This is a genomic window from Nonomuraea sp. NPDC050383, assembly GCF_044459125.1.
Taxonomy (GTDB): domain Bacteria; phylum Actinomycetota; class Actinomycetes; order Streptosporangiales; family Streptosporangiaceae; genus Nonomuraea.
The window spans coordinates 19,086-32,369 of record NZ_JBITIP010000024.1; the positions used below are offsets into that span (position 1 = coordinate 19,086).

A 13,284-nucleotide genomic window follows, 5' to 3' on the forward strand; every position below is an offset into this window, starting at 1 on the left:
CTCGTCATCTGGGCAGCAGTATCGGCAAGGCCCCCGGCAAGGTCTCACAAACCACCGGGAGGTCCAGCAGCGCAGCCTCTCCGTCGATGCCCGCAGGCAGTTGCGCCACCGTGCCGTGCACGGTGATGCGGGCGGCCGACCAGGCGATGACTCCTGCACCGGGTGGCCTGGCCCCGCCCTGGTGCAGGAGTTCGCGGCGAAGGCGCGCGGGCAGATCCGGCAGTGGCGGACCGGCCGGGCGCTTGACGACGACTCCGCCGAGCAACCCCGTGGAGAGCGAGAAGCGGCGGCCGAAGGAGCGCGGAGTGGACAGATCGTAGGGATTGTTGGAGACCAGCACCACCTGGGGGTGCTCGACGGTCCCCTCGGGGGTGTCCACGCTGGCGTGGACCCACTCATGCCCCTCGAGGTAGCGGGGTGCCGTGGCAGCGAAAGTGTGCGCCTTCGCCTCCCGGTAGCCGGGCGTCAGCAGAGCCTCGGCATAGGCCCCGAACGAGACGTTGTTGACGAAGACACGTGAGCCGGCCTGCCCCAGATCGACGCGCACCTGCCGCCCGTCGAGCAGCGCGTCCACCGCCCGCGTCGGATCCCTCACATCGAGGCCCAGGTCACGGGCGAAGTGGTTGCGGGTGCCGGCGGGAATCACCACCAACGGGCGCTCCGCGCCGGCCGCTATGGCCGCCACGGCGGATATGGTTCCGTCGCCGCCGGCGACCCCGAGGACCTCGGCTCCCTACTCGACGGCGAGCCTCGCCAGCGATGCCGCGTCCAGGCCCGGGCCGGTCAGCCTGACCTGCGCCCCGGCGGCTTCGACTCGCTCGATGAGCCGGAAGCGCGTGACCTTTCCACCTCCTGAGCCGGGATTCATCACCACGACCACCCTGACGGAGGTGGCGGGGCCGGGGCCGGTCACCGCACTCATCCCGCGGCCGCCGGACACGCCGCCCGACGTCGGACGGTCCAAGCCGTCCGCCGGCCCCGCCCGCCTCCGGAAGCGGCCACCACGGCCGCCGTCAGCCTCCACCGGCGTGAACGGTTGGCCGCATTGGACACACCCACCAGCAGTCTGCCGAGGCTGAGCGTCGCCGTACCCCCGACAGCGTCGAATGCACGGCGATCGTGGTATGCCTGCGTGCGCAGCCTCACAAGGATCACAGTCGACCACCAACCGTGCGTCTGTCTGCGGAAACCACACCAAAGATGAAATCGTTGATGGTTCCCCGTGCACCAGGAACCACCACCACATCGTCGAACGCCTCGCGCATGCCGGTCCGTGCGGCCACGGCCAGGAGGAAGCCGCTCCTCCGGAACCGACCGCAGCTTCTCTCTCCCAGCTTCACCGAGCACTGGTGCCTGCCGACGTGGGTCAGTCGCGGATCCCGTCGATGTCGACCAGGACGTGGCGGGGGCCGCGGAAGATCTGGTTGTGGCGGTACGGCGGCGGGTCGACGACGAGCCGAGGGTTTTCCACGCGGCGGACGAACTCCCCGACCGCGACCTGGACCTCCAGCCGGGCGAGCGGAGCACCGAAGCAGAAGTGGATGCCCTGGCTGAAGCCGAGGTGCTCGTTGTCGGGGCGTTCGAGATCGAGCCGGTCAGGGTCGGCGAACCGTACCGGGTCGCGGTTCGCCGAGCCGTACACCAGGAAGATCGGCGCGCCCTTCGGGATGGTGGTGCCCGCGATCTCGATGTCCTCGACGGCCGAGCGGGTGTGCCAGAACTGGACCGACGACTCGTACCGCAGCAGTTCCTCCACCGCGGGCACGATCAGGTCGGGCCGGCGGCGCAGCTCCTCCAGCGCCTCGGGGTGCCTCAGCAGGGTGAGCACGCTGTGGGCGATCAGATTGACCGTGGTTTCATGCCCGGCGAAGAGCAGGAGCACGGCATTGCTGGCGAGCACGCCCGCGGACATGCGCCCGTCCGGGCCGTCGTCGTGCACCATCGCCGAGAGCATGCCGGGGCCGGGCTGCCCGGCGTACTGGTCGAGCAGCCCGGCCAGGAACTGCTCGAACTCCTTCACGCTGTGGCGGCCGCCCGCCAGCCGGCTCCGCATCTCGTCGGAGGCCGCCTCCGGGCCGAAATCCAGAGCGTCCAGGGCCGTTTCGATCCAGGCGTGGAAGCGCCGTTCGTCTTCCAGTGGCACGCCCAGAACCTTGCAGATCACGGACACCGGCAGGGGGTAGGCGAACTCGTCCACGACGTCGATCCGGGTCTTGCCCCGCATCCCGTCCAGCAGGCCGGCGACGATGCGGCGAATGTCGGGCTCCAGGTCCGAGATCTGGTGCGGCGAATGGGGCGGGCCGAAGAAGTGCCGCGTCATCATGCGGCGATCACGATCATGTTCGGGCGGGTCACAGGTGATGATGTTCGGCTCCAGACTGATGACGGCCTCGGTGATCGGCTCGGCTCCCGGCTCCGCCGCGGCCGGGGCGCGGGCCGGGAGCTTCCTGGCATCAGAGCTGACCCGGGGGTCGTGGAGAAGCGCGACGACCTCCTGGTAGGTGCTGACGACGTAGGTGCCGTCCGGCTGCCGCGCCACCGGGGTCTTGCGGAGTTCGGCGTAGAAGGGGTACGGATTGGCACGGTTGGCGTAGCGGAGCGCCTGCTGCCAGGGTGTTTCCTCGCCCATGCTGTTCCTCTCCTTCTTGCTGCGTCGGCCGGGTCACCCGCCGACCCCGCTGAGGCGCGTCAGTGGCCCCGCGGCCGGAACACGGCGCTCCGCCCGCTCGGGTCGTGGCCGGTCAGGACGACGTCGGGTATCGCCGTCGGGACACCCGGTGCCGGGAACTCCGCCGGGACCGGCTTCATGACGTCCGGCCGATCCCAGCCCGGCGGCGGGGGCGGGAACGGAGCCGACTGCTCGATCAGCCGCGCGTAGTACTCCAGCCACTTGCCGTGATTGAAGCTGACGGCGGCGACGATGCGGCCGCGGTGACCGTAGGCGGCGGCGAAGCAGCGCTCCTTCACGGATCCCTGCGTGAAGACGATCTCGTCGCCGAACGGTGGTACGCCGACGGACTTGATGTTGACGCCGAACTGACCGGACCAGAAGCCCGGCAGCAACAGGTTCGGGCGGTAGTCGGGCTCGAGACTCACCATGTTGTGGGCCGCCACCGCGGCACCGAAGACGGCATTGTCCCAGTGCTCCATCGCCAGGAACTGGTACTCGTACAGCACGTGGGGCGCGCGCGCCACGTCCCCCGCCACGTAGACGGTGTCGGTCACCACGCCGTTGATGTCGAAGGCGCGACCCCCGGCGTCGCAGCCGACCCCCCAGAAGCCGGCTGCCAGCCCGGAGCCCTCCAACCATTCCACGTTACGGATCGACCCCAGCGCGGCCAGGACCACGTCGGCCTCGATGGTGGTCCCGTCCGAGAGCCGAGCACGCCGTACATGTCCTTGCGCGTCGCCCTCCAGGGACGACACGCCGACCCCGCAGCGCAGGTCCACGCCGTGGTCGCGCTGCATCTCGGCGGCGATCTCGCCGATCACCCCGCCCAGCGCCCCGACCAGGGGGGCCGAGCCTCGCTCGGTGAGAGTCACCGGGATGTCGAGTTCCCGGCAGACGGAGGCCGCCTCCGAGCCGATGAACCCGCCGCCGATGATCAGTACGCGTGATGGCCGCGCGGCCAGCGCCTGTTGCAGCCGAGCGGCGTCATCACGCGAGCGCAGCGAGAACACGCCCTCCAGGGCGGCCTCGGCCGGGTTGGGCCATGGTCGCGCGCGGGTCCCTGTGGCGATCAGCAGCCGGTGGTACGGGATCTGCTCGCCGTCGGCCAAGCGCACCTGCCTGGTGGCCCTGTCCAGCCCGGTGGCGGCCACGCCGAGCCGCCACTGTGCGTCCAGCTCTCGAAAGCGGGGCAGCAGAGTGTGGTCAGCCGGGACCCAGCCCTTGAGCACCTGTTTGGACAGCGGGGGACGGTCGTAGGGCTCGTACGGCTCGTCCCCGACGATGGTCAAGGATCCCCGGAAGCCCTCCTCGCGCAGGGCCTCGGCGCCCCGCAGCCCCGCCAGGGAGGCGCCGACGATGACGATCCGGCCGTTGGCCTTGAAGTCGCGCACCAACTCGGCGAGCGTTGCCGACATGGTCATGACGGCGTACCCCGATCCGCATCGTCCAAGCGGTCGATCATGATCGCCTGCACCGGGCAGGCGGCGGCGGCCCGCTGGACCTGCAGGCGCCGCGCGTCGTCGGGGTTGGGCTCGTAGGTGAGCGCCTCCGTCCCGTTCAGCTTGAAGATCTCGTGGGCCAGATACACGCACTGTGCGTATCCCTGGCACCGGTTCAGGTCCACGACGATACGCATGAGTCGCCCCCTTTTTGCGTCGGCACCGAGGAGTGCCCCGGCCGACGCGGCACAAGACGATTTTCCGCCGCCGGTTTTCACCGAAACAACCACTACCAGGGAAAACATGCTCTGCTGGCCGACGCGGACGGCGTGCGCGGTGAGGGTGCGAGGATCACTGGTGGTCGCTGGATCGTGACCCGGGAAGAGATCAGTCGCTCGTCGATGACGCGCGGCGAGATCGGCCGGTTTCGTGTGTCCAGCGTTCGGTGAAGAGCCGGTCGGTGGGCGGGTCGCCGGGTAGCGGACACGGGTGGCAGGCGCGCAGGCCGTCCACGGCGATGGCGAGAACGCGTTTGTGAGCGTCGGCGGCGGCTTCGAGGAGCTCGTCGCGCCCCTGCTTGCGCAACTGGTCCAGGGCGGGCGATCTGCCGAACTGCTCGATCAGCAGGGAGATGTCGACGGCGGTGACGTCCGGTCGGAGCACGCGGGCCTGGTGGGCGCGCGTGACGAGCGCGGCGATCAGTTCGTCCGAGCGGTCGGACTTGGCCTGCATCTCCTTGGTGACCTCGATGGTTCCGGCGACTGGGGCGAGCGAACCCTGGCCGAACTCGACGCACGTGACGATGAAGGAGGCCAGCCCTTCCCATGGATCGTCCTCGGCGAGACCTCGTTCGGCGGCTTGGTTCCAGTTGTCGAGGGACAGTTCGGCCAGCCGCTGAAAGAGCTCCTCCTTCGTGCGATAGCGGCGGTAGAGGCTGCCGATACCGACCCCGGCGGCCGCTGCGATGGCCGCGACCGAAGCGTGCTCCCCGTCGGCCGCCAGCACCTGGCGGGCCGCCCGCAGGAGGGCCCGGTCGTTGCGCTCGGCTTCCGCCTGCCGGGGACCGCGGCGCTGGGGTTGGGTCATGTCGGCAGCATACCGAACTTGCGGAGCGAAGTACTCCGGTTATAAAGTCCCGTCCAAGCGGAGCATTTTGCTCCCATTGAGGAGGCAGTCATGCGTGCTGTGGCCATGGACCGCTTCGGCGGGCCGGAGGTGCTGCGCATCCGGGAGGTCGAAGATCCGGTGCCGGGGCCGGGGCAGGTGCTCGTGGCGGTGGACTATGCCGGGATCACGTACGTCGAGACACAGGTGCGGGCCGGTCGCGGTCCCGCGGCCCACCAGCGGCCACCGCTTCCGCGCATCCCCGGCAACGGGGTGGGCGGGCGCGTCTCGGCTGTCGGCCCGGGGGCGGATGCGGCGCTGGTCGGGCGGACCGTGGTGACCACGACGGGCGGCACCGGCGGCTATGCGGAGCTGGCCGTGGCCCGGGCGGAGGACCTCGTCCCCGTCCCGGCTCAGGTGGCGCTGCGGGATGCGGTGGCGCTGCTGGCCGATGGGCGGACAGCGGTGCTCCTGCACCGGCAGGCCGAGGTGCGTCCGGGCGAGTGGGTGCTGGTGGAGGCGGCCGCCGGTGGTGTCGGCAGTCTGCTGGTCCAGCTGGCCGCCGCCTCGGGGGCGAAGGTGGTCGGCGCCGCCCGCGGTCCCGGCAAGGAGGCGTTGGTCACCTCGCTGGGTGCTTTCGCTTACGTGGACTACTCCAGGCCGGGGTGGGAACGCGAGGTCGCCGAGATGAGCGGAGGCGTCGATCTGGTCTTCGACGGAGTCGGCGGCGTCGTGGGCGCGCAGGGCATGCGCGCCGTGCGGCCCGGCGGCCGGGCCAGGGTGTACGGCATGGCCTCCGGCTCCTGGACCGAGCCGGCCGCTCATGTGACGGTCGTCCCCGACGGCGGCGTGCCCGCCCCGGCGCAGATCCGGGCGCTGGCCGAGGAGGCGCTCGCGCACGCTGCGGCCGGTCGGCTGCGCCCGATCGTCGGCCAGACCTATCCCCTGTCCGAGGCTGCCGAGGCGCACCGGGCGATCGAAGCCCGCACCACGATCGGCAAGACCCTATTGGTCCCGTGAGCACGCCGGCCTCCACCAGCGCACGCCCCCTGCTGCCGCTGGCCGCGACGGTCCTGGTGGGCGCGATGGCAGCGCTGCTGGACACCACGATCGTCGCGGTGGCGCTGGACGAGCTGGCCAGTGACCTGGCCGCGCCGGTGACGACGATCCAGTGGGTCACCACCTCCTACGTGCTGGCGATGACCGCCGTCATCCCGCTGGTGGGCTGGTCGGTCGGCCGCTTCGGCGCCCGCGCCGTGTGGCTGGCGGCCCTGGGGTTCTTCCTGCTCGGATCGATTTTGTGCGGCGCCGCGTGGTCGGCGGGCTCGCTCATCGCCTTCCGGACGCTGCAGGGGCTGGGCGGGGGCATGATCCTGCCGGTGACGCAGCTCGTCCTGGCCCGGGCCGCGGGGCCCGACCGCCTGGGCCGGGTGATGGGCAAGGTCGGCTTCGTCGGGCAGATCGCCCCGATCTCCGGGCCCGTGCTCGGCGGCCTGCTGATCGACGGCTGGGGCTGGCGCTGGGTCTTCTTCGTCAACGTGCCGCTCGTCCTCATGTCCCTGGCCATGACGTGGCGGTGGTTTCCCCGGGACGAGGAACGCGACGACCGCCGGCTCGACCTTGTCGGGCTGCTCCTGCTGCCGGCCGCGGTGGTCGCCCTGCTGTACGCGCTGACCGGGCTGGAGACCGACACCGGGACCGGGGCGCCGGCAGTAGTGCCGACGGTGGTGACGGTGACGGCCGGGACCGCACTGCTTGCGGCGTTCGTCGCGCGCTCGCTGCGCCGGGGCGAGACGAGCCTGCTCGATCTGGGACTCTTCGCCGATCGCAGCTTCCGGTCGGGGACGGTCATGATGTTCGTCCTCGGCGTCACGAGCTGGGGGCCGATGTTCCTGCTGCCGCTGTACTACCAGCGACTGCACAGCCTGTCGGCGCTCGACGCCGGGCTCGCGCTCGCCCCACAGACCCTCGGCGTCGCCACGGCGTCCCTGCTCATCGGACGGTATACCGACCGCCTGCCGCCCCGCCCGCTGGCCCTGGCCGGGATGGCGGCGGCCACCGCGGGCACCCTCCCGTTCGTCTTCGCCACCGCTGACACCGACACCTTGCTGCTGAGCGTGGCGTTGCTCCTGCGCGGAGTCGGATTCGGCGTCGCCAGCCTGCCCGTCAGCGTCGCCGTCTACCGCACCCTGCGCCCGGCCGCCATTCCACACGCCACCAGCGCCAGCACCGTCGTGCAACGGATCGGCGCCGCCACCGGCACCGCGCTGATGGCCGTCATCCTCCAGGCCGGCGGCTTCACCTCAGCTCTGACGTGGATGTTCATCCTCACCGCGACCGGCCTGGCCATGGCCGCAAGCCTGCCCGGCCACAAATGATCACCCACGTGTCGGACCAGTAAGGACATTTCATGATCAACGTAGGCATCATCATCGGCAGCACCCGCCCGGGACGCAACAGCGAGGCCGTGGCCCGCTGGGTTCACGACCTGGCGACCGAACGGGACGACGCCTCCGTCGAAATCGTCGACCTCAAGGACTTCCCCCTGCCGCACCTGGACGAGGCGCTGCCACCGGCGATGGGCCAGTACGCGAACGCGCACACCAGAGCCTGAGCCGACAAGATCGCGTCCTTCGACGCGTACGTGTTCGTCACCCCCGAGTACAACCACTCGACGTCAGGCGTGCTGAAGAACGCCATCGACTTCCTGTACGCCGAATGGAACAACAAAGCCGCCGCCTTCGTCAGCTATGGCACTGCGGGAGGTGTCCGAGCGGTGGAGCACCTGCGCCTGATCATGGGTGAACTGCACGTCGCGGACGTCCGCACCCAGATCGCGCTGTCCCTGGCCACGGACTTCGAGAACTTCCACGTCCTCACCCCTGCGGCCCATCACGCCGACGCGGTCACTACCATGCTGGACGAACTCCTCGCCTGGGGCGGCGCCTTGAAGACACTGCGTGACACGTGGCAGGCGAAAGGCACGTCGAGGACCGCATAGGAACCGCGCCCAGGTGGACTATGACGCACAGTGGTGCCCGCCTGAAGCGCGGCCAAGCACTCCGGCTCGAATGACGTGGTGCTCCCCTGGCACGACCACCATCTCGAAGAGGTGCAACGTCCAGGCGCCCGCTAGCGAGTATCGGGCCCCGCCCCCGCGCTGACAGTCACAGGATGTCGAGGTTGATGGATCGGGCGATGGCGTCGTAGCCGGCGTCGTTGAGGTGGATGCCGTCGCCGGAATCGTATTCGGCCCGGACGGCGTCGGAGTCGGCGGGTGCGCGGACGACGCGGTCGAAGTCGACGACGTGGTCGTAGGCGCCGCTGGTGCGGATCCAGTGGTTGACCTGGTCGCGTACGGCTTCGGCCGGTTGGCTGTAGGCCAGGTCGGAGCCCTTCATCGGCATGATGGTGGCGCCGATGACGGTCAGTCCCTTGGCATGGGCGGATTGGATGAGACGCCGATGGCCGCTGATGAGCTGGGCGGCGGTGGCCTGCTGGGGTTTGTTCCATTCGGCCAGGTCGTTGACGCCTTGCATGATGATGACCGAACGGACGCCTGGCCGGTCCAGGACGTCGCGCTGGAAGCGGGCCAGCCCGTTCTGCCCGTATTCGGGAGAGTCGGTGAGCAGGCGGTTGCCGCCGATGCCCGCGTTGATGACCCCGAGCGGGCGGGGACGGGCGGCGAGGCGTTCGGCGAGTTGGTCGGGGTAACGGTTGTCGGCGTCGATGGTAGAGCCGACGCCGTCGGTGAGGGAGTCACCGAACAGGGCGACACTCGTGGTGGGGGTGCCGCCGCTGACTTGGACACCGGTCAGGTAGTACCAGGAATTGCTGGTGCCGGTGAAGGCCGCGGGGTTGGGATCGATGAGGTGGTAGCCCTTGGCGAGGTAGGAGGTGGCCTGGGCGAAGTGGTGAAAGGTGGCCGGTCCGGTGGGCTGGATGAAGTGCAGGGTGATGGCCAGTTTTTCCAGGTTTCGCACGCGGAGTCGTACCGGGTCGCTGAGCTGTTGCTGACCCGGCGGGATGACGATGCTGGGGTGGCCGTTGAAGGTGAGGAGCGATGCTGCGCCGGTGGCGGCGCCCTTCAGGGACTTCGCGACGGCGGCCGCGTCGATCGTCAGCGGGGTCTTGCCATAGACGTTGGAGAGGTTGACCCGGACGGTGGTGCCGCCGGTGCTGAGGCGGATGATCTGCCGCAGTGTCTGGTCGGCGAAGCCCTCCTCCGACCAGTGGGGGCCGTAGTAGGAGGTGCTCGGGGTGGGCCATTGAGCAGCCGCGCCCCAGCTCGTCGTCCAGGTGTGCGCGGCCGCGGCGGGCGCGGAGATGACGCTGAGGGCCAGGGCGACGGGGGCGATGATCTTCAGGGTAGGCATGACGTGGCCGTTCAGACGTTCTTGACGGCGGACAGGTCGAACTCGAGGGTGATCTTCTCGGAGATCATCACGCCGCCGGTTTCCAGGACGGCGTTGAAGCTGACTCCGTAGTCCTTGCGGTTGATCACGGTGCTGCCCTCGAAGCCGGCCCGGGTCAGGCCCTGGGCGTCGATGGCGGTGCCGGTGTACTCGAGCGGAACAGTGATCTCGCGAGTGATGCCGCGGATGGCCAACTGGCCGGTCACCTCGAAGGCGGCGTCGTCGATGCGCTTGACGCCGGTGCTGGTGAAGGTGATGTGCGGGTGGGTCTCGGCGTCCAGGAAGTCGCTGGTGCGCAGGTGGCCGTCACGCTGCGGGTTGCCGGTGTTCACGCCGGCGGCGTCCAGCTTCACGTCGACGGTGGAGGCGGCGGGGTTGGCGGCGTCAAGGTAGGCGGTGGCCTTGAGGAGGGGCAAGCTGCCGCGCACCTTGGTGATCATTGCGTGGCGAGCGACGAAGCCGAAGCGGCTGTGGGCCGGGTCGATGGTGTAGGTGCCGGTCAGCTCGTGGGGGAACATGTCGTGCTCCTCTGGATTTATTTCAGTGCTTGAATATTGAGCAGGACAGTACATCAAGGTATTTCAGTGCGCAACTTTTGCGTACGATGGTTGGCATGACGCGATGGCTCACCGACGACGAGCAGCACACCTGGCGCGCTTTCGGGCTGGCGATGCGCCTGCTCACCGACCGGCTGGAGCGCGACCTGCAGGCTGCGGCCGGCATGCCGCCCACCTACTACGAACTGCTGGTCCTGCTGTCGGAGAGTCCCGACCGAACCATGCGCATGAGCGAACTGGCCCACTGGACCAACTCCAAGCCCAGCCGCATCTCCCACGCGATCAACAAGCTGGAACAGGCCGGGTGGGTACGCCGGGAGCACTACGCGGGCGACCGGCGTGGCTGGCTCGCCGTCCTCACCGACGAAGGAAAGGCCGCGCTCGAGATCGCCGCCCCCCTCCATGTGGAGAGCGTCCGCACCCACCTCATTGATCTCCTGTCGCCCGAGCAGATCCGCCAGCTCGGCGACATCAGCCAGACCCTCCTGAAGCACCTGACTGACACCGAATAGCCAGCAGGGCGGGCCCTGGTCGACCGCAGCGGTGTCTGGCGGTAGAAGTCGAGGCCGGCGGGATCGGTCGGGCCGGACCCGTCAGGCACGATCCGTGGCCAGGCGACGGAGAACCGGTAAGTCCGCAACCCGAGCTCGGCCGGCAGCCTGATGTCGTCGGCGAACAGCCGGTCGTGGTCGTCGGCGACGTCTGCAGTGCTTCCGTCGGCGACCCGGCCGGGTGTGTGGGCGATCTATTCGCGCCCCACCCATTGATGTTCTGACCGGTGGTCCCGAAGGTTTCGTCCAGTCGGTTGCTGAGATAACGAAAGGTGTCGCGCTCGGTTGCTGTTCACTTGAGTTCGGCGCCTGAGATCACCTGACCGCGCCAGTGCAGAACCGCACGGTACGAATCCAATGAGGACACCCAGAGAATGTCCGAGACGTAACTTTCGCTCTCGCTCCACCATTGGCCATGCAGGGTCGTCCCCTGCCTCTCCATGCATACCCCGGCGACTTCTGTTCCGCTGATCCGGGGTGAATTCTCCTCCCATTAGAAAAATACGCGGAGAAGAATTTTCGGCCTGCTGAACCGGCAGGCCGAAAGGGCCGCCCGCACGTGGTGGAACCGGCATGGCGCCCACCCCTTCCTGCTCCCCGATGCAGGCCACGACGCGGGACGCGGGGCGGGACAGGGCGCGGGGCAGAGGCAGAACGCCGGGGGGCGGGACACAGAATTCACGCGAAGTCAAACAACAGGATCAGAACTTGACAGGGCGCTTGATGGCATGCCCACGGCAGCGCACTGAACCGCTGGTCCGCTCCCGTCTTCAAGAATTGACAGAGCACCTGGCGGCATGCCCTCGGGGGCGCCGAAGAATCGCCGCCGTTACCGGCCGTCTGAGAATTGACACACGCCCGATAGTCGCCTACGGTCTGCTCGTCAGTTTTCCAGACCGAATCCAAAGGTATTCATGCCTGCATCCACGTTGCCGAAGTCCAGGCAGCAGTTGATCCTTGCCGTTCTTATGCTGTGTTCACTGCTGATCTGGCTGGACAACACCGTCCTGAGTACCACCCTGGAGACCCTCGCGGACCCGGTCCGTGGGCTGAACGCCAGCCCGGCCGAGCTGCAGTGGGCCACCGGCTCGTACACGCTGGCCTTCGCCACCTTGATGTTCACCGCGGGTGCGCTGGGCGACCGCTTCGGCCACCGGGTCGTGCTCGCGACGGGCCTGGTGGTCTTCGCCGCGTCCTCGGTGTGGGCGGCGTACGCGGGCGACGCGGGGCAGCTCATCGCCGCGCGGGCGGCGATGGGCGTCGGCAGCGCGCTGATCATGCCGGCCAACCTGGCCATCCTCATATGGACGTTCACCGGCCCGGCGCGGTCGACCGCGATCGCCATCTCCTCGACCTCCGCCGGTGTCGGCATGGCCGTGGGCCCGGTGCTCGCCGGTGTGCTGCTCGACCACTTCTGGTGGGGCTCGGTCTTCCTGGTCAACGTCCCTGTCGTGGTCCTCGCGCTGATCGGCATCGCCCTGCTGGTCCCGAACTTTCGCAGCCCCGTCGTGCGACTGCTGGACCCGGCCGGGATGCTGCTGTCCATCACCGGTCTCGCGGCGCTCGCCTACGGACTGATCCGCGCGGGTCAGGTGGCGGCCTGGGGCCGTACGGACGTCTGGGCGCCGATCGTCGGCGGGCTGATCCTGCTGGCCGTGTTCGTCCGCGTCGAACTGCGAAGCAGGATGCCGAGCTTCGATCCCCGGCTGCTTGCCCAGCGCGCGTTCGGCGGCGGCAACGTGGCGCTCGGCCTGCTCCTGTTCGCCGTGTCCGCGGTCACCTTCTACAACGCGTTCTACCTGCAGGGCGCGCGCGGCTACTCGCCGATCGAGGCGGGTCTGGCCAGCCTCCCGACCGCGCTCGGCGCGATCTTCGGCGCGCCCGTCGGCGCCCGCCTGGTGCACCGCTGGTCGCTGCGGCTCGTCGCCGTGCCGGCGCTGATCGTCGCGGCGCTGACCATGGGCGCGTACGGGCTCTTCGGACTGGGCACGCCCCTCGTCTGGATCGGGGTCGTGCTGCTGGTCCAAGGTCTGTCCATCGGCATGGTGCTCGGCCCGGTGACCGCGGCGCTGATCAGCACGCTGCCGCTGGAGCGGGCCGGTGCCGGGGCGGCCGTCACCAACACCGTGCGCCAGACCGGCAGTGTGATCGGTATCGCCGTCGGCGGCACGATCATGTCGATCGTGTACCGAAGCGCGATCGAGCCGTCGCTGGACGGTGTCCCCGGACCGCTTCGGGAGCAGGCGCGGGTCTCCGCCGAACAGGCGCGGCACATCGCCACCACGTCCCACCTGCCCGCGCTCGGGCACGCCGCCGACGACGCGTACGTCCACGCCATGCATGTCGGCGCGATGTGGATCATGTTCATCGCGCTCTTCGGCGCGGCCGTGCTGCTGCTCGCCCTGCGCTCGGTCCGCAAGCCCGCGACCGCCGGGGGCGCGCCGGAGCCCGTGCGGGACGGCGGCCCGACCGCGGACGAGACGGCCCCCCGGGCCGGGGCCGAGGACCTGACCGCCCGCGAGGGCGACAACGTGGGAGCCCGCTGAC

Annotated in this window: 12 protein-coding genes and 3 pseudogenes; 5 read left to right on the forward strand and 10 right to left on the reverse strand. The window is 69.5% G+C overall.

Annotated features, from left to right (window positions below; translation table 11 throughout):
- Positions 1-4 precede the first annotated feature (4 nt).
- The 7 genes and pseudogenes from ACIBG4_RS37550 to ACIBG4_RS37580 form a co-directional block, all read right to left on the reverse strand.
- A pseudogene (locus ACIBG4_RS37550) lies at positions 5-715 on the reverse strand (diacylglycerol/lipid kinase family protein); the annotation flags it as partial.
- A gap of 18 nt (positions 716-733) precedes the next feature.
- Positions 734-913, reverse strand: coding sequence for a hypothetical protein (locus ACIBG4_RS37555; protein WP_397206704.1), 180 nt, complete (start codon positions 911-913; stop codon positions 734-736).
- A 238-nt stretch (positions 914-1,151) separates the two neighbouring features.
- Entirely contained in the window at positions 1,152-1,283 is a 132-nt protein-coding gene (locus tag ACIBG4_RS37560; RefSeq protein ID WP_397206706.1) for a hypothetical protein, read from the reverse strand.
- A gap of 83 nt (positions 1,284-1,366) precedes the next feature.
- Positions 1,367-2,629, reverse strand: a complete 1,263-nt coding sequence (locus ACIBG4_RS37565; RefSeq protein WP_397206708.1) for a cytochrome P450 — start codon at positions 2,627-2,629, stop codon at positions 1,367-1,369.
- Positions 2,630-2,688: 59 nt separating this feature from the next.
- Positions 2,689-4,092 carry an NAD(P)/FAD-dependent oxidoreductase gene (locus ACIBG4_RS37570; RefSeq protein ID WP_397206710.1) on the reverse strand — a complete coding sequence of 468 codons (1,404 nt, stop codon included), beginning with the start codon at positions 4,090-4,092 and terminating at the stop codon, positions 2,689-2,691.
- Positions 4,089-4,307, reverse strand: a complete 219-nt coding sequence (locus ACIBG4_RS37575) for a ferredoxin (RefSeq protein ID WP_397206712.1) — start codon at positions 4,305-4,307, stop codon at positions 4,089-4,091. Before ACIBG4_RS37575 ends, ACIBG4_RS37570 begins: the two co-directional genes overlap by 4 nt.
- Positions 4,308-4,497: 190 nt before the next feature.
- Entirely contained in the window at positions 4,498-5,196 is a 699-nt protein-coding gene (locus ACIBG4_RS37580; protein ID WP_397206714.1) for a TetR/AcrR family transcriptional regulator, read from the reverse strand.
- 90 nt (positions 5,197-5,286) lie between these two features.
- Here ACIBG4_RS37580 and ACIBG4_RS37585 point away from each other — a divergent pair, with 90 nt between their 5' ends.
- From ACIBG4_RS37585 to ACIBG4_RS37595, 3 genes and pseudogenes are all read left to right on the forward strand, one after another.
- Complete coding sequence (locus ACIBG4_RS37585; protein ID WP_397206716.1) at positions 5,287-6,234, forward strand: zinc-binding dehydrogenase; 948 nt, start codon at positions 5,287-5,289, stop codon at positions 6,232-6,234.
- On the forward strand, positions 6,231-7,592 hold the full coding sequence (locus ACIBG4_RS37590) for a DHA2 family efflux MFS transporter permease subunit (RefSeq protein ID WP_397206718.1): 1,362 nt from the start codon (positions 6,231-6,233) through the stop codon (positions 7,590-7,592). The genes ACIBG4_RS37585 and ACIBG4_RS37590 overlap by 4 nt, the downstream gene beginning before the upstream one ends.
- 32 nt (positions 7,593-7,624) lie before the next feature.
- Positions 7,625-8,215, forward strand: a pseudogene (locus ACIBG4_RS37595) (NADPH-dependent FMN reductase).
- 166 nt (positions 8,216-8,381) lie between these two features.
- Here the strand turns inward: ACIBG4_RS37595 and ACIBG4_RS37600 are convergent.
- Complete coding sequence (locus ACIBG4_RS37600) at positions 8,382-9,590, reverse strand: SGNH/GDSL hydrolase family protein (RefSeq protein WP_397206720.1); 1,209 nt, start codon at positions 9,588-9,590, stop codon at positions 8,382-8,384.
- Between the two features lie 11 nt (positions 9,591-9,601).
- Positions 9,602-10,147 carry a YceI family protein gene (locus tag ACIBG4_RS37605; protein ID WP_397206722.1) on the reverse strand — a complete coding sequence of 182 codons (546 nt, stop codon included), beginning with the start codon at positions 10,145-10,147 and terminating at the stop codon, positions 9,602-9,604.
- Positions 10,148-10,242: 95 nt separating this feature from the next.
- On the opposite strand from ACIBG4_RS37605, the gene ACIBG4_RS37610 reads away from it, so the two are divergent.
- Complete coding sequence (locus ACIBG4_RS37610; protein WP_397206724.1) at positions 10,243-10,698, forward strand: MarR family winged helix-turn-helix transcriptional regulator; 456 nt, start codon at positions 10,243-10,245, stop codon at positions 10,696-10,698.
- A 47-nt stretch (positions 10,699-10,745) separates the two neighbouring features.
- Here the strand turns inward: ACIBG4_RS37610 and ACIBG4_RS37615 are convergent.
- A pseudogene (locus ACIBG4_RS37615) lies at positions 10,746-10,931 on the reverse strand (family 1 glycosylhydrolase); the annotation flags it as partial.
- Positions 10,932-11,705: 774 nt separating this feature from the next.
- On the opposite strand from ACIBG4_RS37615, the gene ACIBG4_RS37620 reads away from it, so the two are divergent.
- Complete coding sequence (locus tag ACIBG4_RS37620) at positions 11,706-13,283, forward strand: MFS transporter (RefSeq protein WP_397206726.1); 1,578 nt, start codon at positions 11,706-11,708, stop codon at positions 13,281-13,283.
- The last annotated feature ends 1 nt before the right edge of the window (position 13,284 follow it).

Excerpts from the sequence above, each read along its gene's own strand:
- ACIBG4_RS37565 (WP_397206708.1), bottom strand. The coding sequence starts at position 2,629 with ATGGGCGAGGAAACACCCTGGCAGCAGGCGCTCCGCTACGCCAACCGT.
- ACIBG4_RS37570 (WP_397206710.1), bottom strand. The coding sequence starts at position 4,092 with ATGACCATGTCGGCAACGCTCGCCGAGTTGGTGCGCGACTTCAAGGCC.
- ACIBG4_RS37575 (WP_397206712.1), bottom strand. The coding sequence starts at position 4,307 with ATGCGTATCGTCGTGGACCTGAACCGGTGCCAGGGATACGCACAGTGC.
- ACIBG4_RS37580 (WP_397206714.1), bottom strand. The coding sequence starts at position 5,196 with ATGACCCAACCCCAGCGCCGCGGTCCCCGGCAGGCGGAAGCCGAGCGC.
- ACIBG4_RS37585 (WP_397206716.1), top strand. The coding sequence starts at position 5,287 with ATGCGTGCTGTGGCCATGGACCGCTTCGGCGGGCCGGAGGTGCTGCGC.
- ACIBG4_RS37600 (WP_397206720.1), bottom strand. The coding sequence starts at position 9,590 with ATGCCTACCCTGAAGATCATCGCCCCCGTCGCCCTGGCCCTCAGCGTC.
- ACIBG4_RS37605 (WP_397206722.1), bottom strand. The coding sequence starts at position 10,147 with ATGTTCCCCCACGAGCTGACCGGCACCTACACCATCGACCCGGCCCAC.
- ACIBG4_RS37610 (WP_397206724.1), top strand. The coding sequence starts at position 10,243 with ATGACGCGATGGCTCACCGACGACGAGCAGCACACCTGGCGCGCTTTC.
- ACIBG4_RS37620 (WP_397206726.1), top strand. The coding sequence starts at position 11,706 with ATGCTGTGTTCACTGCTGATCTGGCTGGACAACACCGTCCTGAGTACC.